The following is a 20,939-nucleotide window of genomic DNA, read 5'->3' on the forward strand; positions in this document are numbered from 1 at the left end:
TTTCAACGAGCGGATGGTTACGGGAGGTTGCGGGCCATGACGATGCGCTGGACCTGGTTGGTGCCCTCGTAGATCTGGGTGATCTTGGCGTCGCGCATCATGCGCTCGACTGGGTAGTCGCGGGTGTAGCCGTAGCCGCCGAGGAGCTGGACGGCGTCGGTGGTGACCTCCATGGCGACGTCGGAGGCGAAGCACTTGGCGGCGGCGCCGAAGAAGGTCAGGTCGCCGTCGACCCGCTCGGACTTGGCGGCGGCGGCGTAGGTGAGCTGGCGGGCGGCCTCCAGCTTCATCGCCATGTCGGCGAGCATGAACTGCACGCCCTGGAAGTCGGCGATCGGCTTGCCGAACTGCTTGCGCTCCTTGACGTAGCCCTTGGCGTAGTCCAGGGCGCCCTGGGCGATGCCGAGGGCCTGGGCGGCGATGGTGATGCGGGTGTGGTCGAGGGTCTTCATCGCGGTGGCGAAGCCGGTGCCCTCGGCGCCGATCATGCGGTCGGCGGGGATGCGGACGTTGTCGAAGTAGACCTCGCGGGTCGGGGAGCCCTTGATGCCGAGCTTCTTCTCCGGCGCGCCGAACGACACGCCCTCGTCGCCCTTCTCCACCACGAACGCGGAGATGCCCTTCGAGCGCTTCTCCGGGTCGGTGACCGCCATCACCGTGTAGTACTCCGACACGCCGGCGTTGGTGATCCACCGCTTCACACCGTTGAGCACCCAGAAGTCGCCGTCACGGACCGCGCGGGTCTTCATGCCCGCCGCGTCCGAGCCCGCGTCCGGCTCCGACAGGCAGTACGAGAACATCGCGTCACCCTTGGCGAGCGGCGCGAGGTACTTGTGCTTCAGCTCCTCCGAGCCGGACAGGATCACCGGCAGCGAGCCCAGCTTGTTCACCGCCGGGATCAGCGAGGACGAACCGCAGGCGCGGGCGACCTCCTCGATCACGATCACCGTCGCCAGCGCGTCCGCGCCCGCGCCGCCGTAGGTCTCCGGGACATGCACCGCGTGCAGGTCGTTGGCGACCAGCGCGTCCAGGGCCTCCTGCGGGAACCGCCCCTCCTCGTCCACCGCCGCCGCGAACGGAGCGATCTTCGCGTCCGCCAGCGCACGCACCGACTCCCGGAGCATCTCGTGCTCCTCGGAGGTCCGGTACAGGTCGAAGTCCTTGCCCATGCTCTCGAGCTCCCTGGAAATGCTTGTGGCACCTGGTCTGTGGCACCCGGGGAACACCCGCGGCACCGCGTATGGCACTGAGTACCCTCAGCAAAACACACTCAGTGCCATGACGCCAGAGCGCCCCGACAGCGGAGTGCCGTCGGGGCGCTGTATGAGACCGCTCGGTTTGTTTCCCGCTAACTCTCCGCATCCGCCAGGTCGGTCTCCTCGCGCAGGCGCCGGGACTCCTCGTACGCCGACGCGAGGTACTTCGCACGCTCCGGCGACAGATCGAGGCCGGTCAGCACCGCGGGGGTGCTGATGCTCGGCAGCACGTGCTGGAGCAGGACGACGACACGGTGCGTCAGGTCGTCGCGTCCGCAAACCACCTGCGACATGGTCTGGATGCCGGCGAACGCGCCGGAGAAGAGTTCCGCCGTGTCCACCACGTTGACGTGGGGCAGGATCTCGCCCCGCGCCTTGGCGACGGTGAGGGCCTCGGCCACCTGGTCCACCCACGCCTGGAACGGCGCCGCGCGGTCCACGCCCGTGGCGCCGCTGTCGAGGGCGAGCGCCACGCTCGCCTGGACCAGCGGATCGGTCTGCAGCCGGTGGGCCAGGAGGAAGCCCTGGTCCACCAGCTCCTGGAGCTTCACGTCCTGCGGTGTCAGGGGCTCGTCGAGCAGCTGCGCGTTCAGCACCCCGACGGCGAGGTCTTCCTTGGAAGCAAAGTGGAAATACAGCGCTCCCTTGGTCACTCCGGCGCGCGTCAGGATTTCCCCGATCGTCGCCCGCTCGTAACCGCGCTCGGCGAAGACGGCCGCCGCCGAATCGAGGATGATCCGGCGGGTCCTGATCGCGCGCGCTTGCTGCGCCAAGGTGCCTCCTGCTGTCTCGCTGTCCGTGCTCACCCTGTGACGTGAAGCATTGAAAAGAAAACCGTACTGTACGTATTCTACGCGCGACCTAACTCGGCGGACCTCGACGGGAAATGCAAGGGGAGTCATGGACCAGAACCTTCAAGGACTGTCAACTCCCGTACCCGCAGAGTTCGTTCACCGAGCCAATCCCGCCGACATCTTGCCGACGGGATGGACGCGCAGTGCGGAGAACCGATTCTCCATAACCGCACGCTGGCCCGCGGAGCACCCCTTCTTCGTACCGCATGCCGGAGACCACCACGACCCGCTCCTGGTCGCCGAGACCATGAGACAGGCAACGATGCTGGTCAGCCACGCGGAATTCGGTGTTCCGGAGGACGATCAGTTCGTCATGTGGGACCTCTCCTACGACGCCGTCGCCGAGGAGATGACCCGTGATGGCGGCCCGGCGGAGATATCCGTCGACCTGCTCTGCTCGGACGTCAAGACCCGGGGCCGGGGACTGCGCGAGATGCGCACCACCCTCGTCCTCAGCCGCGACGGCCGCCGCCTCGCCTCCGGCGGCGGCGGCATCACCTGCACCTCCGCCGCCGCGTACCGCAGGATGCGCGGCGACCGCATGGCCGCCGCGAGCCGCCCGGTGCCGCTGCTGCCCGCCGTGGACCCGCGGACCGTCGGCCGCGACCGCGAGAAGGACGTCGTGCTCGCCCCCGGCGGCACCGAGGGCCGCTGGCGGCTGCGGGTGGACACCACCCACCCCACCCTCTTCCGGCGCGCCAACGACCACGTGCCCGGGATGTTGCTCCTCGAAGCCGCCCGCCAGGCCGCCGCGGCGGCCACCGGCGACCCGGGCCTGCTGCCCGTCGGCCTCGACGCCCGCTTCCACCGCTACGTGGAGCTGGACGAGCCCTGCTGGATCGAGGCCGAGGTCCTGACCGGCCTCCACCGCGCCGGCGTCACGGTCCAGGTCCTCGCCCACCAGGGCGGCACGGCGGTCCTCGACTGCACCCTCACCTCCCCGCAGCGGATTCCGGCGGCCCCCCGCGTCCCCGCCCTCCAGGCCGGCTGACCGCCCGCCGCCGCACCCCGCTCCACCCGCACCGACCGGAAGATCCCATGGGAACCCGCATCCTCGTCACCGGCGCCACCGGCTTCATCGGCGGCCGGGTCGCCGCCGCCGCGGCGGCGCACCCGGACCTCGCCCAGGTGCGCCTGCTCGTCCGGGACGCGGACGCCGCGGCCGCCGCCCTCCCGGACGCACCGCCGGCCGGCGGACCCGTCGTCGAGACCGTCCAGGGCGACCTCCGGGACCCCGCGAGCCTGCGCCGCGCCTGCGACGGGATCGACGCCGTCGTCCACTGCGCCTCCGCGATCGGCGGCCCCGAGGACCTGCTGCGCGCCGTCAACGAGCACGGCGCCCGCGACCTCGCCGACGCCGCCGCCCGCGCCGGCGCCGGCCGGATCGTCTCCCTCAGCACCGCCTCCGTGCACGGCCGCGGCCCCTTCCGCGCCGCCGCCCCCGACACCCTCCCGCTCGCGCCCGGCTCGGCGACCAGCCGGACCCGGGCCGCCGGCGAGCGGTACGTCCTCGACGCCGGCGGCACCGTGCTCCGGCCGCACCTCGTCTACGGCACCGGCGACCGGCAGGTCGTCCCCGGCCTCCTGACGCTGCTCGCCGCCCTGCCCGGGCCGCTCGCCGACGCCGGTTCGCTGCACTCGATGGTCGAGGTGGACAGCCTGGCGGGCGCCCTGCTGGGCGCGGCCCTCTCCCCGGCGACCCGACCCGGCGCGTACCTCGTCTCCCACCCCGACCCGGTCTCCGAGGCCGAACTCCTCGCCGCCGTCACCCCCCTGCTGCCGGAGCGGGTGCGCGACGCGTGGGGCCCGGCCGTGGACCCCGCCGAGGCCCGCGCGCTCCTCGCCGGGAACCCGCTCGCCGCCCACCACCTGGAGCTGTTCGCCGCCGACCACTGGTTCGCCGACGAACGCCCCTGGACCGACTTCGGCCGCGGCCCGGGCCCCGCCTTCACCGCCGCGTTCCCCCGCCACCTGCCCTGGTACCGGCGGCTGCTCGCCGCCCGCGGCTGACCCGGCACGACCCTGCCCGCGCGGGGCCCGTACAGTCGCACCGCACACGACCCACCGCACGAGGCAGGACCCCTCCCCATGGCCCGACTGGCAGGCAGGACCGCGATCGTCACCGGAGCGAGCCGGGGCATCGGGCGCGGCATCGCCGAGCGGCTCGGCCGCGACGGCGCCCTCGTCGCGGTCCACTACGGCAGCGACGAGACCGCCGCCGCCGCGACCGTGGCGGCCGTCGCCGCGGAGGGCGGCCGGGCCTTCTCCTTCCGCGCCGCACTGGACCGCCCCGACGCCGTCGACACCTTCTACGCGGAGCTCGACCGGGGTCTCGCCGCCGCCGGCGCGGGACCGGAGATCGACATCCTGGTCAACAACGCCGGCGCGAGCGGCTCCGGCCGGCTCCACCAGCTCAGCCCCGAGGTCTTCGACCGGCTCTTCGCGGTGAACGTGAAGGCCCCGCTCTTCCTCGTCCAGCGCGGCCTCGACCGCTTCCGCGACGGCGGCCGGATCGTGAACATCTCCTCGCTCACCTCCCGGCACGCCTACCCGGAGTCCGTCACCTACGCCATGACCAAGGGCGCCCTCGACACCATGACCCTGGCCCTCGCCAAGGAACTGGGCCCGCGCGGCATCACCGTCAACACGGTCGCCCCCGGCTTCGTCGCCACCGACATGAACGCCCGCCTCCGCGCCACCCCCGAGGCCGCCGCCGCGCTCGCCGCGCACGCGGCCCTCGGCCGGATCGGGACCCCGGAGGACATCGCGGACGTCGTCGCCTTCCTCGTCTCCGACGACGCCCGCTGGGTCACCGGCCAGTACCTGGCGGCCGGGGGAGGATCCGGGCTCTGAGGCGGGGCCCCGCGTCTAGGCGGCGGGCAGGGGGACGGACGCGGAGAGGACCGTGCCCTCGCCGGGGGCCGATTCGACGGTGAGGGTGCCGCCGAGCTGGTCGGTGCGGGTGCGGATGGCCGGCAGGCCGTGGCCGCGGACGCCGTCGCCGGTGCCGACGGCCGCCGGGTCGAAGCCGCGGCCGTCGTCGGCCACGTCGAGGACCACCTGGTCGTCGAGGTACGTGAGGGTGAGCGCGGCGGTACGGGCGTCCGCGTGCTCCCGTACGTTCGCCAGCGCGCCCTGCGCGATCCGCAGCAGCGCCGACTGGACCCGGTCGGGCAGCCGGCGCGGCGGCACGCCCTCGATGTGGCAGCGGACCGCGAGCCCCGCCGTGGACTCGCGGCGCGCCAGGGCGCGCAGCGCCTCGTCGAGGCCGCCGCCTCCGGCGAGGTCGGCGGGGGCCAGGTCGTGGACGAAGCGGCGGGCCTCGGTCAGGTTGTGCTCGGCGATCTCGCCGGCCGCCCGCACGTGCCGGTGCGCCGTGTCGGGGTCGGTGTGCCAGGTGCGGTCGGCGGCCTGGAGCAGCATCCGCTGGCTGGACAGGCCCTGCGCGAGGGTGTCGTGGATCTCCATGGAGAGCCGCTGCCGTTCGGCGAGGGTGCCCTCGCGGCGTTCGGTCGCGGCGAGTTCGCGCCGGGTGCGGACGAGGTCCGCGATCAGTTCACGCTGCCGCCGGGTCTGCTCGTCCAGGCGGACGAAGACCGCGACGCAGATGGCGGCGATGGCGGGCGGGGCCAGCAGGATGTCGAACTCGAAGCGGCCCGCGAGCCGCAGCTGGGCGGTGACCGAGACGACGGTGAGCAGCCCGATGAGCACCGCGGCGGCGGGCGGGCGCAGGTTCCGCAGCCCGAGGTAGAAGAGCGGGATCGAGCACCAGGCGAAGCTGGGGGCGAGCAGCACCAGCGCGATCCAGACGGCGGTGCACGCGCCGAGCCAGAGGAGCCGGCGCCGCCGCTCGTGGCCGATCGCGGGTTCGGCGACGTACAGCGCGGCGAGCGCGGCGGCGAGGGCGACGACCCAGGGCGCGATCCCGTCGCCGGTGTGCCGCATCAGGAAGCGGGTCAGCGAGGAGCCGAGCAGCAGGAAGAAGCCCACGTGGAGCAGGACCCGGAACCAGCGCGCCTCCTCGTCGGCCTCCGGATCCGCCACCGCCCCCCGGCCGCCGGCCGGACCCGCGGTCCGCGGGCCGCCTGCCGGGCCCGTCGCCGTTCGCGGGCCGCCGGCGGCTCCCGCGCCTCCGGCCGGTCCCGTCGCCGGCTCCGTACCGCCGTCCCACCGCGCCATGCCGTGCCGTACCTCTCCGCCCGCTGATCGGATGAACGGAGCAAACCTCTCATATCCGCGGGTCCGGGAGGCGCTACAGCCAGCCGTTGCGCCGGAAGCCGCGGTGGATCGCGTAGCACGCCACCGCGATCACGCCGAGGACCAGCGGATAGCCGTAGGTCCAGCGCAGTTCCGGCATGTGGTCGAAGTTCATGCCGTACACCCCGCACACCATGGTCGGCACGGCGACGATCGCCGCCCACGCGGTGATCTTCCGCACGTCCTCGTTCTGCGCCACCGTGACCTGCGCCAGATGGGCCTGGAGCACCGAGTCGAGCAGGGTGTCGTACGAGCCGATCTGCTCGGTCACCCGGGCGAGGTGGTCGCTGACGTCGCGGAAGTACGCCCGGATGTCGGGGTCGACCAGCGGCATCGGCCGGGTGGCGAGCGCCGTCAGCGGGCGGGCGAGCGGGGCGACCGCCCGGCGCAGCTCCAGCAGCTCGCGCTTGAGCTGGTAGATCCGGCCGGCGTCGCCGCGGTCCGCCTGGGCGGAGAAGACGGTGTTCTCGATCGCGTCGAGGTCGGTCTGGACGGCGTCCGCGACCGCCAGGTAGTCGTCGACGACGTGGTCCGCCATCGCGTGCAGGACGGCCGAGGGCCCCTTGGCGAGCTGTTCGGGCACCGCCTCCAGCGCCTCGCGCAGCGGGCCGAGGGACCCGTGCCCGCCGTGCCGGATGGTGAGGACGAAGTCGGGCCCGACGAAGGCCATCAGCTCGCCGGTGTCCACCACCTCGCTGGTGGCGGTCAGTTCCTCGTGCTCCACGTACCGGACCGTCTTCAGGACGGCGAACAGCACCCCGTCGTACTCCTCGACCTTGGGCCGCTGGTGCGCGTGGACGGCGTCCTCCACGGCCAGCGGGTGCAGACCGAACAGTTCGGCGAGGCCGGCCAGTTCCTTCTCCTCCGGCTCGTGCAGGCCGATCCACACGAAGCCGTCGCCGCCCCGGCGCACGTACCGGAGCGCGTCCTCGGCGCTCGCGCCCCGCACCGTGCGCCGCACCCCGTCGACGTACACCACGCAGTTGACGACCGAGCTGCCGAGCGGCGAGCGGGCGGGGTGGCTGAGGTCCACCCGGCGGCGGTACGTCCGGCGGACGGCGGTGCGCAGGCGCTGCATGACGGACACGGCGGTACTCCTTCGGCGGGCCGTGGCCCAGTGTGCCACCGGACGGCGCGGAGGATCAGCCCGCCGCCGGGGGTGTGCCGAGGACGCGGTCGAGGTACGGGTTGCGGAAGACGCCGGACGGGTCGAGCCGGTCCCGGAGGGCCGTGAAGGCGTCGAACCGCTCGTAGCGGGGACGCAGCTCCGCCGCGCCGAGGTCGTGCATCTTGCCCCAGTGCGGCCTGCCGCCGTACGACCCGAGGATCTTCTGGCAGGCGTCGAAGTACCGGCGGTACGGCATCCGGTGGTACTGGTGGAAGGCGATGTAGCAGCTCTCCCGGCCCTGCGCGGTGGAGAGCCAGATGTCGTCGGCGGCCGTGAAGCGGACCTCCAGCGGGAACGACACCGGCTCGCCGTGCGCGTCGATCCAGGCCCGCAGCTCCCGCAGCGCGTCCGCCGCGTGGGCGCGCGGGATCGCGAACTCGCCCTCGTGGAAACGGACGTCGCGCACCGAGGCGAAGACCTTGTACGCGTGGTCGGTCCAGCTCCGCGACGACATCGCGCGCGCGGCGAAGCGGGTGATCGGCGGCACCAGGCGCGGCACGCGGGTGCCGAGCCGGTTCAGGGCCTCGAAGCCGGGGCCGCTGACCGCCTCGTCGAGCCGCCGGGAGAAGGAGCCGATGGGGGAGAGGGGCGTGTCGCCGGGCAGCCGGCGGAAGCGGCGGGTGAGGGCCGTCTCGCTGTGCGGGAACCAGAAGAACTCGAAGTGGGCGTTCTCCGCGACGAGTTCGTCGATCCGCTCCAGGGTCTCGGCGACCGGCAGGGCGGTGTCCCGGGCGTGCAGGGCGTACAGCGGGACGGTCTGGAGGGTGACCTTGGTGAGGACGCCGAGCGCCCCGAGGCCGACCCGGGCGGCGGCGAACAGCTCGGGCCGCTCGTCCGCCGAACAGACCGTCACCGAGCCGTCCGCCAGGACGAGTTCGAGCTCCCGCACCTGGGTGGCGATGCCGCCGAAGCGGACGCCGGAGCCGTGGGTGCCGGTGGAGATCGCGCCGGAGACCGTCTGCCGGTCGATGTCGCCCATGTTCTCCAGGGCGAGGCCGTACGAGGCGAGCAGCGGGTTCAGCTTCCACAGCGGCATGCCCGCGCCGACGGTGACGAGCCCGGTCTCCGGGTCGACCGCGTGCACGGCGTCGAGCCGGTCCAGCCGGAGCTGGACGTCCGGGGCGACCGCGACGCCGCTGAAGGAGTGCCCGGAACCGACCGCCTTGACCCGCAGCCCGTCCCGTACCGCGTCCTTCACCGCCGCGGCGACCTCCTCGGTGCGGGCCGGGTGCAGGACCCGCCGGGGGTGGGCCTCCTCGTTGCCGGCCCAGTTGCGCCAGACGCCGCCGTTCTCGCTGCTGCTCATGCCGGGCGTTCCCTTCGGGCCGGGGCGCGTCGCGCCAGGCGGGTTACCGCCGGTTCTCTCGTGACCGGAAGCGTGGACTTGGACGCCTGTCCAAGTCAAGGGTCCTGGAGTCTTGACTTGGACGCACGACCAAGAGACCGTGACGGCGTCGCCTCCCGGTCCACGAAAGGCCGCCCGCCATGGCAAGCGCCCGCCCCGCCGCCGACGCCGAGCCCGGAGGAGCCGTGCCCGCAGGGACGGGGCCGGCCCCTCGCCCCGCCGGGTTCGCCGACCTGGAGAAGGCGACCGCCGGGCTCCAGCCGCCGTTCGCCGTCGTCGACCTCGGCGCCCTCCGCGCCAACGCCGCCCAGATGACCCGCCGCGCCGCCGGGAAGCCGATCCGCCTGGCCAGCAAGTCGCTCCGCTGCCGCGCCCTCATCGACACCGTCCTGGCCGGCCCCGGCTTCTCCGGCGTCCTCGCCTTCACCCTCCCCGAGGCGCTGTGGCTCGCCGCCCACGACCCCGGCCTCGACGTCCTCGTCGGCTATCCGACCGCCGACACCGACGCGCTCGCCCGGCTCGCCGCCGACGCCGACGCCGCCGCCCGGATCACCGTGATGGTCGACTCCGCCGAACAGCTCGACCCGCTCACCGCCGCCGCCGGCCCCTCCGGCCCCCCGATCCGGGTCTGCCTCGACCTCGACGCCTCGCTCCGCCTGCTCGGCGGCCGGGTCCACCTCGGCATGCGCCGCTCGCCGCTGCACGCCCCCGCGCAGGCGGCGGCGCTGGCCCGCGCCGTCGTCGCCCGCCCCCGCCTGCGGCTCGTCGGCGTGATGGCGTACGAGGGGCAGATCGCCGGCGTCGGCGACGACCAGCCGACCCAGGGCCGCCCGATGCGCACCGCCGTCCGCGCGGTCCAGCGGCTCTCCGCCCGCGAGCTGCGCGCCCGCCGCGCGGCCGTCGTCCGGGCGGTCCGCGAGGTGGCCCCGCTGGAGTTCGTCAACGGCGGCGGCACCGGCAGCCTGGAGACCACCGCCGCCGAGCCCGCCGTCACCGAACTCGGCGCCGGTTCGGGGCTGTACGCTCCCGCCCTCTTCGACCACTACCGGGGCTTCAGCCCGCTGCCCGCCGCCTTCTTCGCGCTCGCGGTCGTCCGCCGTCCCGCACCCGGGCACGTCACCGTCCTCGGCGGCGGCTGGACCGCCTCCGGCGCCCCCGGCCGGGACCGGCTGCCGGTGCCGGTCCATCCGGCGGGGCTGCGGATGCTCGGCACCGAGGGCGCCGGCGAGGTGCAGACCCCGCTCACCGGGCCCGCCGCCGACACCCTCCGGTTCGGCGACCGCGTCTGGTTCCGGCACGCCAAGGCGGGCGAGCTGTGCGAGCGCGTCGACACCCTCCACCTCGTGGAGCACGACCGGGTGGTCGACGAGGTCCCCACCTACCGCGGCGAGGGCAGGGCGTTCCTCTGAACGAGGCCCCGGCCGCCGCGCGGTACGGTGACCCTCCCGCGCGGCTTCCCGGCCACCCGTCCCGCCCCGCCGGCCCCCGTCCCGAGGAGACCGCCCCATGCCCCGACTCTCCGCCGCCGAGCGCCGCGAGCAGCTGGCGGAGGCGGCGATCCGGGTCATGATCCGGGACGGGGTCGCCGAGACCACCACCCGCGCGGTGGTCGCCGAGGCCGGGGTGCCGCTCGGCGCCTTCCACTACTGCTTCCGCTCCAAGGAGGAGCTGTTCCAGACCGTCATCGAACGGATCATGGAGCGGAACCTCCCGCCCGCGGACCTCGCGCACCCCGCGGGCGCCACACCCTTCGAGAAGGTCCGCGCGATCCTCCGGGCCTACTGGGAGGGCGTCCGGGCCCGCCCGGACGAGCACCTGGTGACGTACGAGGTCACCCAGTACGCGCTCCGCCGGCCCGGCCTCGCCGACCTGGCCCGCCGCCAGTACCGGCACTACCTCGACGTCAACCGCGCCCACCTGGAGTCGATGGCCCGCGCGGCCCGCCTCGCCTGGACCGTCGACCTCGCGGTCCTCGCCCGCCACGGCCTCGGCGTCCTCGACGGCCTCACCCTCACCTGGCTCGTCGACCGCGACGACGCCGAGGCGCTGGCCGCGCTGGACGAGTACGCCCGCTACCTCGCCTCGGTCGCCGTACCGCTGCCCGCGCCGGACGCACCGAACGCGTCTGACATCGAACGCACCTGACGCACCGGACGCACCGAAGCAGCCTGACGCACCGGACGCGCCCCGTCCGTGACGCGGCAGGGGGTCAGCGCTCCTCGGCGCCCGGAACCCGGGTCGTCTCCTTGACCGTGTACGTGGCCGCCGGCTCCCGGGGCGCGTCGCCCGCCTTCATCTCGCGCGTCTCGGCCTTGAGGATGCGGGCCGCCTTGCCGGCGTTGCGGGCCAGCTCGGGGAGCTTCCGCGCGCCGACCACCAGGGCGACGACGATCAGCAGGATCGCGATCTCGCTCAAACCGAACACGCGGGCACTCCTGGCGGGGGACGGGACGGGGACACCGGTCGGCCGGTCGGACCCGCGTCAATCTACAGGTGCGTAGAAGAACCGGGTAGGGTCGCCCCCCGAACGCTGCACGACGCCCGGGTGACCTGGGCGAGCGGCCGGGAACGGCGAGGGGGACGACGGATGAAGAAGCGGGACGCCGGAGCGGTGGAGCCCGGCGGCGGGCGGCGGCGCGGCCAGGGCGAGCTGGAGGCCCAGGTCCTCGCGGCGGTCCGCGCCGCCGGCGGGCCGGTCACCGCGGGCGGCGTCCGGGAACGGCTCGGCGGGGGACTCGCGTACACCACCGTCATCACCATCCTCACCCGCCTCCACGCCAAGGGCGCCGTGGCCCGGGAGCGCGCGGGCCGTTCCTTCCAGTGGACCGCCGTCGCCGACGAGGCCGGGCTCGCGGCCCTCCGCATGCGCCGGCTGCTCGACGGCGAGGGCGACCGGCAGGCCGTCCTCACCCGCTTCGTCACCACCCTCCCCGCCTCCGACGAACAGCTCCTCAGGGAACTGCTGGCCCGCGCCGAGGACGAGGGCGAAGACGGGGAGCCTCCCGTGCCGGGCGGCGGCGGGGGGAGGGGCTGACACCGTGGGACTGCTCGTGTTCCTGCCGCTCGTGCTGCCGCTGACCGCCTGGCCCGTCGCCCGCCTCGCCGAGCACCACCTGCACCCGCGCACCGCGACCCGGCTGCTCACCGCCGTCGCCGCGCTGCTCGCCGTGTGCAGCACGCTCTGCCTCGCGCTCCTCATGGTCGTCGGCACTGCCCAGCTGCCCGGCAACCCGCTCCCCGACGCCTGGTCCGACCCCGAGGTGCGGGCGGCCCTGCCGTACGACGAGATCGCGGGCCGCGCGGCGATCCCCGCGCTCCTCGCGGTGGTCCTGGCCTGCGGGCGGACGCTGCTGCGCCACGGGGCCGTCCGGCGGCGGGCCGCCCGCGCGCTCGCCGGACTGCCGGAGCGCACCGTCGCGGTGCTGCCGGACCCGGTCCCGTACGCGTACGCCCTCCCGGCCCGGGCGCGCCGGTCACCGGGCCGGGTCGTGGTCAGCCGGGGCATGCTCGCGCGGCTCGCCCCGGCCGAGCGGCGGGCGCTCTTCGCCCACGAGCGGGCCCATCTGGCGGGGCGTCACGACCGGCTGCTGCTGGTGGCCCGGCTGGCCGCCGCCGCCCACCCCTTCCTCCGTCCGCTGCGCACGGCCGTCACGTACTCGGCCGAGCGGTGGGCGGACGAGGAGGCGGCGGTACGGGTCGGCAGCCGGCGCGTGGTGGCCCGGGCCATCGGGCGGGCGGCGCTGGCGTCCGGCGGCGCGGGGCCGGCCGTCCTGCCGGCCTTCGCGGTGGCCGGGCCGGTGCCGCGCCGGGTGGCCGCGCTCCTGGCGCCGCCGCCCCCGGCCGCGCGCGCCTGGCCGCCGGTCTGCACCGCCGTCGGCCTCGCCCTGTGGGGCGCCGTCGCCGGTGCCGCCGTCTCGGCGCTCGCCTCGGCGAACTCGGCGGTGACGCTCTACGCGGTGCTGCGGGCGGCCACCCCGCTCTAGGTGATGAGCCGTCCATCTCCGGCCAGGCGGGCGTACTTCAGAGGTCGAACTCGTGCGGGGGCAGGCCGAGCGCGAAGCACGCCTCGCGGACGACGGCCCGCTCGGCCGGGTCGAAGTGTCCGTCGGCGCCGCCGATGACGATGCCGATCTGGACGACCGCCCGCGCCTCGGCCGGCTTCTTCGCCGCCTTCGCGACCTCCTGGAGCACGGCGACCTTCCCGAAATCGAAGTCGGCCGCCAGGCGGTCGAGCTGGGCCTCGAACCGCCGCTGGAGGTCGCCCGCGTCGAAGTTCCGCAGCACCTCGTTGGCGGCGATCAGCTGGGCCACCCGCTGCCGTTCGGCCGGGTCCACGGTCCCGTCGGCGGCGGCCACGAGCGCGCACATCGCCATGCTCGCGTCCCGGAAGGCGCCGCTGGTCAGCTCGTTCTTCCGCGCGGTCAGCTGGGTCTGCATGGTCGAGGCGGACTCCTTGATCCGGTCCCACAGCGCCATGGTCGGCTCACACTCCCTCGGTCGGACGTCCCATCGAACTTCTACAACGCTGTAGAAGTTAGCAGCCCGTCATTCCCCGGCGGTCACCAGGGGCGTTCGGCGGGGTCACCCGATGGTGTGCACTCTCCCCGTGCGCCGGGGGCGTACGCCTCGGCAGCGGTCCGGAGCGGGTGCGCCGGCTCCCTACACTCCGCGCACATGTCGCTCTGGCTGCTCAACCACCTCAGCTCCCTGACCCTCGCCGTCATCCTCGTCGGCGGCACCGTCGCCCTCGCCGTCACGGGCAGCGTGCTGCTCCGCCGCCGCCATCCGTCGCTCGCCGAGGGGGAGCACAACGACATGGTCGGCGTGACCCTGGGGATGTTCGGCGCGATCTACGGGATCATCCTCGCCTTCGTCATCGTCACCCTCTGGACCCAGCTGGAGAGCACCCAGACGATCGTCGCCTCCGAGGCCACCGACGTCGCCCTCATCGCCCGCGACGCCGCCGCCTTCCCGCCGCACGTCCGCGCCGGCCTCGACGCCGCCCTCCACGACTACGTGCACGCGGTCGTCGAGAAGCAGTGGCCGCTGATGCGCGACGGCGTGCCGGAGTACGGCGCCACCGAGCGCAGCCTCGTCGCCGCCTTCGACGTCCTCCAGGCGTACGACCCCGCGAGCGCGCGCGAGGAGGTCTTCTACGAGGAGGCCGTCGCCCGCCTCAACGACGTCGCGGCGCAGCGCCGCGCCCGCATCACCATGGCCGAGCAGGAACTCCCGCCGCTGCTCCAGGTGCTGGCCTTCGGCGGCGCCCTCGTCCTCGTCCCGCTGACCTTCCTCTACGGGATGCGGCGGCTGCGGATCCAGGTGCTGTTCGTCGCCTCCGTCGCCGCCCTGATCGGCTTCAGCCTGCTGCTCGTCCTCGTCCTCGACCGGCCCTTCGCCGGCGAGCTGAGCGTGAGCCCCGCCCCGTACAAGGAGGGCGCGCTGGCCCGCTACTGGACCGACTGACCCCCACCCGTCCGGCCGCCGCCGGGTGGCCGGCCCGCCCGCCGCGGCGTCTCATGGCGGGGACCGTCCGCGCGGGCGGCGGCCCGGCCGGACGCGGCGGGGGAGACCGGCGAGGCGGGGCGGGAGGCGCGATGGCGTGGGCGGACCGGGTGCGGGACCTCCGTGCCGGCGCCGAACGGCGCTTCCCCGTCCTCACCGAGGTCACCGAACGGCTCGTCGGCGGCCAGCTCCTCGACGCCGGCACCCGGCTCGCCGCCCAGGCGTTCCTCGCGGCCGTCCCGCTCCTCTTCGCCCTCGCCGCCTTCGCGCCCGCCTCGGTGCGCGACCAGCTCCGCGAGTCGCTGCGCGCCATGTTCGGCCTCAGCGGCGCCTCCGACCAGCAGCTCCAGCAGGTCTTCGACCGGAGCGCCGACGACGCCGTGCGGGAGACCACCGGCGTGGTCGGCGCGCTGATCGCGCTCGTCTCCGCCACCAGCTTCAGCCGCGCCATGGCCCGCGTCTGCGAACGCGCCTGGGGACTGCCCCGGGCCGGCACCCGGATCGCCGCCTGGCGGTGGGCGGTCTGGCTGCTCGCGCTGGTGCTCGTCGTCCTCCTCCAGGCGCCGATCCGGGACGGCTTCGGCGCCGGCGCCTGGCTCGGCGTCCCGCTCTTCTTCGTCCTCGCCACCGGCGTCTGGCTGTGGACCCAGCACCTGCTCCTCGCCAAGCGCGTCCCCTGGCTGCCGCTGCTGCCCGGCGCGCTGCTGGGCGCCGCCTCCTCCACGGCCCTCGGCGTCACCGCCCGCTTCTACATGCCGGGGGCGCTCAACCGGGCCCTCGCCGAGTACGGCTCCCTCGGGCTCGTCCTCACCCTGCTGTCCTGGCTCATCGTCGTCTGCGCGGCGCTCACCTTCGCGTTCACCATCGGCGCCGTCCTCGCCCGCGAACCGGCCCTCGCCCGGCTCCTCGGCACCGACCGGATCCGTCCGACGGCCCCCGCCGCCCCCGGGCCGACGGCCCCGCCCGCGCGCGAGACATGAGCCCACCCCCGACCGAGGAACCCGCCCCGCCCGGACGGCGGTCCCCGGCACGCCTGACGGGTGAGCGTGCGCCCCGGCCGGCCCAACCGGGGGGCGCGCGAGTGGTGGGGTGTCCGTACCGCTCCGAGACTCCCCGCATGACCAACCACACGACGCGCCCCCCGGCGCGCCCCCGGCGACGCGCCGGATCGACGGGACTCGCGTGCGCGCTCGCGCTCGCGTCCGTCCCCGCCCTGATGCTCGGCCCGGCGGCGGTGCCCGCGGCGGCGGCCGGCCTGCCGGGCGGGCTCGGCCCGTGCGTGGCGGGCGATCCGCCCGGCTGCCCGACCCCCTTCCCGCCGATCGACAACGACCCGGTCAAGGGCCGGGACGACGCCATCAACGTCTTCGTCGGCGACGACTTCCTGGTCCGCGGCCGGGCCGCCGAGGCCGAGGGCCGGGTCGTCGTCCTCGACACCTTCGACATGAACAAGGCCGAGGGCGGCGTCTACAACGTCGGCGAGGTCGGCGTCGGCTCGAAGGTGCCGCCCTCCGTCGGCGCGGACTGGCTCACCACCGGCGGGGACATCACCGTCGCCGCCGGCCAGCGGCTGCTGGCCGAGGCCGGGACGGTACGCCACGCCGGCACCGTCACCGGCGAGGTCCGGGCGACGCTCACCGAGGACGCCCGGGCCGTCGAGCCGTACGCCGGACTGCGCGACCGGCTGACCGCGGCGAGCCAGTGCTACGCGCGCGTGGACGGCGCCCCGCGCACCCCCACCGGCACCGCCGTCAACCAGGGCGGCCAGACGCTCTTCACCGGCGACGGCAGCTCCGCCCTCCAGATCTTCCACGTCGACTTCGACATGGTCGCCGCCGACGGCGGCCAGCAGGGCGTCGTCTTCACCGGCATCCCCGACGGCGCGACGATCCTGGTGAACGTCCTGGGCGCCGCCCGCACGATCAACACCTACAGCGGCGGCATCGCCGACACCGACGACCCGCTCAACGCCCACCGCGAGCGGCTGCTGTGGAACTTCCCCGACGCCACCACGGTCGGCCTGAACGGCACCGGCCAGTTCCAGGGCAGCTTCCTCGTCGGCAACCAGGCGTCCACCACGACCGTCACCCTGCCCGGTGTCAACGGCCGCTTCTTCACCACCGGTTCGCTCACCCACACCAGCGCCGCGTCGGGCGGCGGCGGCCAGGAGTTCCACGCCTACCCGTTCACCCCGACGAACCTCCCCGACTGCGACGACACGCCGAACACCGTCACCGGCCAGGTCCGGGTGGTGAAGAGGGACGCCGAGAGCGGCGAACCGCTGCCCGGCGCCACGTTCCGGCTGTGGGAGGAGACCAACGGCGTCGCCGGCCTCCAGACCGAGGGCGCCGACCCGGACACGGCCGTCGGCGAGCCGTGCGTGACCGGCGCGGACGGCCTGTGCGCGCGGACCGTGGAGCCGGGGACGTACTACTGGCAGGAGACCGCGGCCCCGGCCGGGTACGACCCGCCGGCGAACCCGGTGGCCGGACCGCTGGTGCTGACCGCGGCGAACGCGCCGGCGGGCGTCACCGCGGAGGCCGTCAACTCCCGTACGCCGGTGCCGCCGGGAACCGGCGCGGTGCGGCTGCTGAAGACCGACGCCGACAGCGGGATGCCGCTGCGCGGGGCGACCTTCGAGCTGTGGGAGGAGACCAACGGCGTCGCCGGCCTCCAGACCGCCGGGGCCGTCCCCGACACGCGCGTCGGCGCCCCCTGCACCACCGGCTTCGCCGGCATGTGCGACTTCGGCGACCTCGACCACGGCACGTACTACCTGCGGGAGACCGCCGTCCCCGACGGGTACGCGCTGCCGGTGGACCCGGTCACCGGACCGTACGTGGTCGGCGCCGAGCAGGAGGTCGTCGTCGTCACCCTGGACAACCGGCGCGGCGACGACCCGGGCCCCGGCCCCGACCCGTGCGAGCCGAAGGGCTACGGCGACGAGGGGTACGGCGACGAGGGGTACGGCGACGAGTGCCCCGGCGGCGAGCCGCGCGGCACCGCCGTCTGACCCGGAAACACCCTCCGGGGGCGGGCGGCGACGGCCGCCCGCCCCCGCGGCCGTGTCAGGGGGAGCGCGGGGCGGCGGTGCTGTCGCCGGGAACCAGCGCGGGCAGCAGGGCGGGGAGCGGCGGCCCGGGGCGCGGGTCGCGCGCCGCGCCGGACGCGGCGCCGAGGGCGAGGGCGACGGCCTGCCGGGCCATCTCCCGCTGGGGGAGGACCACGCTGGTGAGCGTCCGGCCGGAGAGCACGCCCGCCGGGGTGTCGTCGTGGGCGACCACGGACAGGTCGCCGGGGACGCTACGGCCCAGGGCGCGGGCGGCCTCCACGGCGGCGACGGCCAGGACGTCGTGGGTGGCGAACAGCGCCGTCGCCTCCGGGTGCGCCCGCAGCGCGTCGAGGGCCGCGGCCAGGCCGCCCCGGAAGGTGGGGTCGGCGGCGGTCCGCACGGCGCCGGGCGGAAGCGGGAGGCCGTCCTCCGCGAAGACGCGCAGGAAGCCGGCGGCACGGACGGTGTGCGCGGGGCTGGCGAGGACGAGGGCCCGCTCGTGGCCGAGCTCCCGCAGATGCCGGCCGGCGAGCCGGCCGCCGTGCCCGTAGTCGACCGTGACCACCGGGAAGCCGTCCGGCAGCGCGGCCTCCCAGGCGCACAGCACCACCGGGAAACGGGCGTCGGCGAGGAGCGGCAGATGGCCGGTGAGCCCCTGGTCGCCGGCGATCAGCAGGGCGTCGACGGACCGGGCGGCGAGCGCGGTGAGGTGGCGCCGGGCCCGCTCGCCGTCGAGGCGGGTGGTGCAGAGCAGCAGCCGGTGGCCGCGCTCCTCCAGCGCGTCCTCGACCTCCTCGACCAGGCCGGCGTAGAAGGGCGCGGAGACGGTCGGCACGAAGAGGCCGACGGTACGGCTGCTGCCGGTGGCCAGCGAACGGGCCACCAGATTGGGCACGTACCCGAGTTCGGCGATCGCGGCGCGGACCCGGGCCTCCGTCGCGGGGCGGACCGCGACGCGTCCGGTGACCACGTTGGAGACGGTCTGCTTGGTGACGCCGGCCCGCTCCGCCACGTCCTGCATGGTGACCATGACGCCCCCGCCGCCCCCCGCCCCGCTGTCCCGGTCCCGCCAGGCTCGCAACGTAACCGGGCCCCCACCTGCGGTCAAGGCGCCCACGGCCCCGCCCGGCGCTCCAACTCCCTTGCGGCAGAAGGAAGAAGGCCGACGCACGAGGTCTTGTTTTACCGGTCAAATGCGCCCTAGGGTCCGTGCCACCAGCGGCTCGACTCTCCTCCACCCCAGGGAGTTCTCGTGCACCTTCCGCGCAGCGGCTTCGTCAGCGCGCTCGCCGCGGCGGCCCTCGCCGTCACCGCCCTCGCCACCGCCCCGCCGGCCGGCGCCGGCCCCGCGCCGGCCGCCCCCGCGTCCGCCACCGCCACGTACACGGTCACCGTCGGCGCCAAGGGCGCCTGGAACCGGCCCGACGACACCCCGGCCAGCCCCTACATCGACAAGGACGGCACCTTCTACTACCAGCAGGCCCACGCCCTGTACGGCGCGAACGACCCCCGCAAGTGGAGCTTCTACACCGGCACCGACTTCGACTCCGCCACCCGCTCGTCCGCGATCAGCGACGCCGTGAACCCGGCGAACCCCGCCGACCGCAACGACGACACCACCTGGCGCTGCAACAACAGCGTCACCGGCGTCGAGTCCACCCCCGCCCCCGCCGGCAGCGGCTACGCCCACCGCAACTACTGCGACCTGACCGGCATGTGGGTCGACCCGGACACCGGCGACTGGTACGGCCTCGTGCACAACGAGTTCACCCCGCAGCCCTTCGCCGACGGCGTCCACTACGACGGCATCGACTACGCCGTCTCGAAGGACCAGGGCCGGACCTGGACCGTCAAGGACCACGTCATCACCTCGCCGTACAGCACGAAGCGCGGCGACACCGCCGCCTTCCCGCAGCAGACGTACCACTACGGCACCGGCGACCCGCGCCTCTTCGTCGACACCGCCTCCGGCTACTTCTACGCCTTCTACGGCTCCCGGATCGTCAACAAGGGCGGCGGCTGGGCCGCCTTCTACGGGCACGTCGCCCGCGCCCCCATCTCCGGGAAGATGGCGCCCGGTTCGTGGCGCAAGTGGTACGACGGCGCCTGGAGCCAGCCGGGCGTCGGCGGCCGGGAGTCCACCATGGTCCCGGTCGGCGCGGGCAGCACCACCGGCTACGTGCCGAAGGAGAAGGAGTACGACCCCGCCCGCGCCGGCACGGTGAGCCAGCAGGTCGCCGCCGGGCTCACCCCCGCCACCTCCCCGCTCTTCGTCATGGACATCACCTACAACGCCTACCTCGGCCTGTACATCGGCGAACCGCAGGCCGTCGACCAGAGCGGCAACGCCCCGCAGGAGATCTACGCAACCCGCGACCTGACCACCCAGAAGTGGTTCCGGCTCGGCGACACCGGGAGCTACCGCACCGCCTCCTGGTACCGCTGGTTCCTCGACGCCGGCAACCGCACCGCCTCCGGCATCGTCGGCAAGGACTTCCGCGCCTACTGCTCCTTCGGCTGCTCCGGCGGCGCGAGCGCCGAGTACGTCAACCTCAGCATCGGGACGAACGAGCCCGCCGCGCCCGTCGACACCGGCCGCGCCTACCGGATCGCCGCCGCGGACGGCCGGGTCCTGGCCCAGGTCGCCGGCGGCTCCGCCACCACGTCCACCGCGACCGCCACCGGCTCCGCCCTGGAGCACTGGACCTTCACCGCGAAGGGCGACGGCGCGTACCGCATCGCCAACACCGCCACCGGCGGCCTGCTCGGCGTCGCCTCCACCGGGCCCGCCACGCGCGCGTGGGGCACGCGCCCGACGGTCGCGCCGGCGGCCTCCGGCACCGGACAGGACTGGTTCGTGATCCGCGGCGCCTCCGCCGCCGACAACACCCCCACCGGCACCGTCAAGCTGGTCAACCGCTACAGCGGCCTCGTCCTCGGCCTCTCCGCCGCCACCGCGCGCGCCGCCGAGACCGTGCCCGCCCGCAGCTGGACCGACACCACCGGCTCCCCGGTCGGCGCCGGCCGCACCGCCGCCGAACAGACCCTCACCCTCACCCCGGTCGGCGACGCCCCGCGGACCGTCACCCTCACCGCCGGCGGCAAGGCCCTCGACAACCCCGACAGCAGCACCGCCGACGGCACCGGCCTCGTCACCTGGACGCCGAACGGCGGCGCCAACCAGAAGTGGACCCTCGTCCCGCACGCCGACGGCGGCTACACCCTCCGCAACCACGCCTCCGGCAAGTGCGCCGACGTCGAGAGCGGATCCACCGCACCCGGCGCCCGGATCATCCAGTGGACCTGCCACGGCGGCCCCCACCAGCGCTGGACGCTCAAGGGCCTCCCCGACGGCACCTCCACCCTCACGTCCGTCCGCAGCGGCCTCCTGCTGACCACCGCCTCGACGGCGAACGGCGCCCGCGTCACCCAGCAACCGGACACCGGCGCCGCCCTCCAGCACTGGACGACGACCGGCTGACCGGGCACGGCCCCCAGGCCC

Annotated in this window: 19 protein-coding genes; 11 read left to right on the forward strand and 8 right to left on the reverse strand. The window is 74.9% G+C overall.

All coding sequences use genetic code 11. The features are described 5' to 3' along the window. Positions 1 to 17: 17 nt before the first annotated feature. Positions 18 to 1,169 (reverse strand): acyl-CoA dehydrogenase, encoded by a 1,152-nt coding sequence (locus ACFVQZ_RS34710; RefSeq protein ID WP_383619581.1) that lies wholly within the window; start codon positions 1,167 to 1,169, stop codon positions 18 to 20. A 179-nt stretch (positions 1,170 to 1,348) separates the two neighbouring features. Beyond that, on the reverse strand, positions 1,349 to 2,029 hold the full coding sequence (locus ACFVQZ_RS34715; protein ID WP_383628805.1) for a ScbR family autoregulator-binding transcription factor: 681 nt from the start codon (positions 2,027 to 2,029) through the stop codon (positions 1,349 to 1,351). Positions 2,030 to 2,156: 127 nt separating this feature from the next. On the opposite strand from ACFVQZ_RS34715, the gene ACFVQZ_RS34720 reads away from it, so the two are divergent. The 3 genes from ACFVQZ_RS34720 (at position 2,157) to ACFVQZ_RS34730 (ending at position 4,963) form a co-directional block, all read left to right on the forward strand. After that, positions 2,157 to 3,101, forward strand: a complete 945-nt coding sequence (locus ACFVQZ_RS34720; RefSeq protein ID WP_036416504.1) for a ScbA/BarX family gamma-butyrolactone biosynthesis protein — start codon at positions 2,157 to 2,159, stop codon at positions 3,099 to 3,101. A 47-nt stretch (positions 3,102 to 3,148) separates the two neighbouring features. Continuing rightward, positions 3,149 to 4,120: an NAD-dependent epimerase/dehydratase family protein gene (locus tag ACFVQZ_RS34725; RefSeq protein ID WP_383628808.1), complete on the forward strand. Its 972-nt coding sequence runs from the start codon at positions 3,149 to 3,151 to the stop codon at positions 4,118 to 4,120. 78 nt (positions 4,121 to 4,198) lie between these two features. Further along, complete coding sequence (locus ACFVQZ_RS34730; RefSeq protein ID WP_030498060.1) at positions 4,199 to 4,963, forward strand: glucose 1-dehydrogenase; 765 nt, start codon at positions 4,199 to 4,201, stop codon at positions 4,961 to 4,963. 15 nt (positions 4,964 to 4,978) lie between these two features. On the opposite strand, the gene ACFVQZ_RS34735 is transcribed toward ACFVQZ_RS34730, so the two are convergent. The 3 genes from ACFVQZ_RS34735 to ACFVQZ_RS34745 all read right to left on the reverse strand — a co-directional run bounded on the left by ACFVQZ_RS34735 (position 4,979) and on the right by ACFVQZ_RS34745 (position 8,841). After that, positions 4,979 to 6,154, reverse strand: coding sequence for a sensor histidine kinase (locus tag ACFVQZ_RS34735; protein WP_383628810.1), 1,176 nt, complete (start codon positions 6,152 to 6,154; stop codon positions 4,979 to 4,981). A gap of 208 nt (positions 6,155 to 6,362) precedes the next feature. Then, on the reverse strand, positions 6,363 to 7,445 hold the full coding sequence (corA, locus tag ACFVQZ_RS34740; RefSeq protein WP_383628843.1) for a magnesium/cobalt transporter CorA: 1,083 nt from the start codon (positions 7,443 to 7,445) through the stop codon (positions 6,363 to 6,365). A gap of 64 nt (positions 7,446 to 7,509) precedes the next feature. Next, positions 7,510 to 8,841, reverse strand: coding sequence for a D-arabinono-1,4-lactone oxidase (locus tag ACFVQZ_RS34745; RefSeq protein ID WP_383628812.1), 1,332 nt, complete (start codon positions 8,839 to 8,841; stop codon positions 7,510 to 7,512). Positions 8,842 to 9,020: 179 nt separating this feature from the next. Between ACFVQZ_RS34745 and ACFVQZ_RS34750 the strand changes: the two genes are divergently transcribed. After that, on the forward strand, positions 9,021 to 10,289 hold the full coding sequence (locus ACFVQZ_RS34750; RefSeq protein ID WP_081959681.1) for an alanine racemase: 1,269 nt from the start codon (positions 9,021 to 9,023) through the stop codon (positions 10,287 to 10,289). A gap of 97 nt (positions 10,290 to 10,386) precedes the next feature. Continuing rightward, positions 10,387 to 11,025 carry a TetR/AcrR family transcriptional regulator gene (locus ACFVQZ_RS34755; RefSeq protein ID WP_383628815.1) on the forward strand — a complete coding sequence of 213 codons (639 nt, stop codon included), beginning with the start codon at positions 10,387 to 10,389 and terminating at the stop codon, positions 11,023 to 11,025. A gap of 64 nt (positions 11,026 to 11,089) precedes the next feature. Here the strand turns inward: ACFVQZ_RS34755 and ACFVQZ_RS34760 are convergent, their stop codons facing one another. Continuing rightward, positions 11,090 to 11,305, reverse strand: coding sequence for a twin-arginine translocase TatA/TatE family subunit (locus ACFVQZ_RS34760; protein ID WP_383628817.1), 216 nt, complete (start codon positions 11,303 to 11,305; stop codon positions 11,090 to 11,092). Positions 11,306 to 11,467: 162 nt separating this feature from the next. Between ACFVQZ_RS34760 and ACFVQZ_RS34765 the strand changes: the two genes are divergently transcribed. After that, the gene (locus tag ACFVQZ_RS34765) at positions 11,468 to 11,914 is read left to right on the forward strand and encodes a BlaI/MecI/CopY family transcriptional regulator (protein WP_383628819.1); all 447 of its coding nucleotides are present in this window, start codon (positions 11,468 to 11,470) and stop codon (positions 11,912 to 11,914) included. Between the two features lie 4 nt (positions 11,915 to 11,918). Beyond that, positions 11,919 to 12,863, forward strand: coding sequence for a M56 family metallopeptidase (locus ACFVQZ_RS34770; RefSeq protein WP_030498068.1), 945 nt, complete (start codon positions 11,919 to 11,921; stop codon positions 12,861 to 12,863). Between the two features lie 37 nt (positions 12,864 to 12,900). Here the strand turns inward: ACFVQZ_RS34770 and ACFVQZ_RS34775 are convergent, their stop codons facing one another. Further along, on the reverse strand, positions 12,901 to 13,356 hold the full coding sequence (locus ACFVQZ_RS34775) for a tellurite resistance TerB family protein (protein ID WP_030498069.1): 456 nt from the start codon (positions 13,354 to 13,356) through the stop codon (positions 12,901 to 12,903). Between the two features lie 198 nt (positions 13,357 to 13,554). Here ACFVQZ_RS34775 and ACFVQZ_RS34780 point away from each other — a divergent pair, with 198 nt between their 5' ends. The 3 genes from ACFVQZ_RS34780 (at position 13,555) to ACFVQZ_RS34790 (ending at position 17,398) form a co-directional block, all read left to right on the forward strand. Continuing rightward, positions 13,555 to 14,346 carry a DUF4239 domain-containing protein gene (locus ACFVQZ_RS34780; protein ID WP_383628822.1) on the forward strand — a complete coding sequence of 264 codons (792 nt, stop codon included), beginning with the start codon at positions 13,555 to 13,557 and terminating at the stop codon, positions 14,344 to 14,346. Positions 14,347 to 14,477: 131 nt separating this feature from the next. Then, positions 14,478 to 15,365, forward strand: a complete 888-nt coding sequence (locus ACFVQZ_RS34785; protein WP_383628824.1) for a YhjD/YihY/BrkB family envelope integrity protein — start codon at positions 14,478 to 14,480, stop codon at positions 15,363 to 15,365. Positions 15,366 to 15,502: 137 nt separating this feature from the next. Continuing rightward, positions 15,503 to 17,398, forward strand: a complete 1,896-nt coding sequence (locus ACFVQZ_RS34790; protein WP_383628826.1) for a choice-of-anchor A family protein — start codon at positions 15,503 to 15,505, stop codon at positions 17,396 to 17,398. A gap of 55 nt (positions 17,399 to 17,453) precedes the next feature. Here ACFVQZ_RS34790 and ACFVQZ_RS34795 read toward each other — a convergent pair whose 3' ends face one another. Next, entirely contained in the window at positions 17,454 to 18,467 is a 1,014-nt protein-coding gene (locus ACFVQZ_RS34795; RefSeq protein WP_383628828.1) for a LacI family DNA-binding transcriptional regulator, read from the reverse strand. Positions 18,468 to 18,689: 222 nt separating this feature from the next. On the opposite strand from ACFVQZ_RS34795, the gene ACFVQZ_RS34800 reads away from it, so the two are divergent. Then, on the forward strand, positions 18,690 to 20,918 hold the full coding sequence (locus tag ACFVQZ_RS34800; protein ID WP_383628830.1) for an RICIN domain-containing protein: 2,229 nt from the start codon (positions 18,690 to 18,692) through the stop codon (positions 20,916 to 20,918). Positions 20,919 to 20,939: the final 21 nt, after the last annotated feature.

Source organism: Streptomyces sp. NPDC057854, assembly GCF_042797055.1.
In the GTDB taxonomy this organism is placed as follows: Bacteria; Actinomycetota; Actinomycetes; order Streptomycetales; family Streptomycetaceae; genus Streptomyces.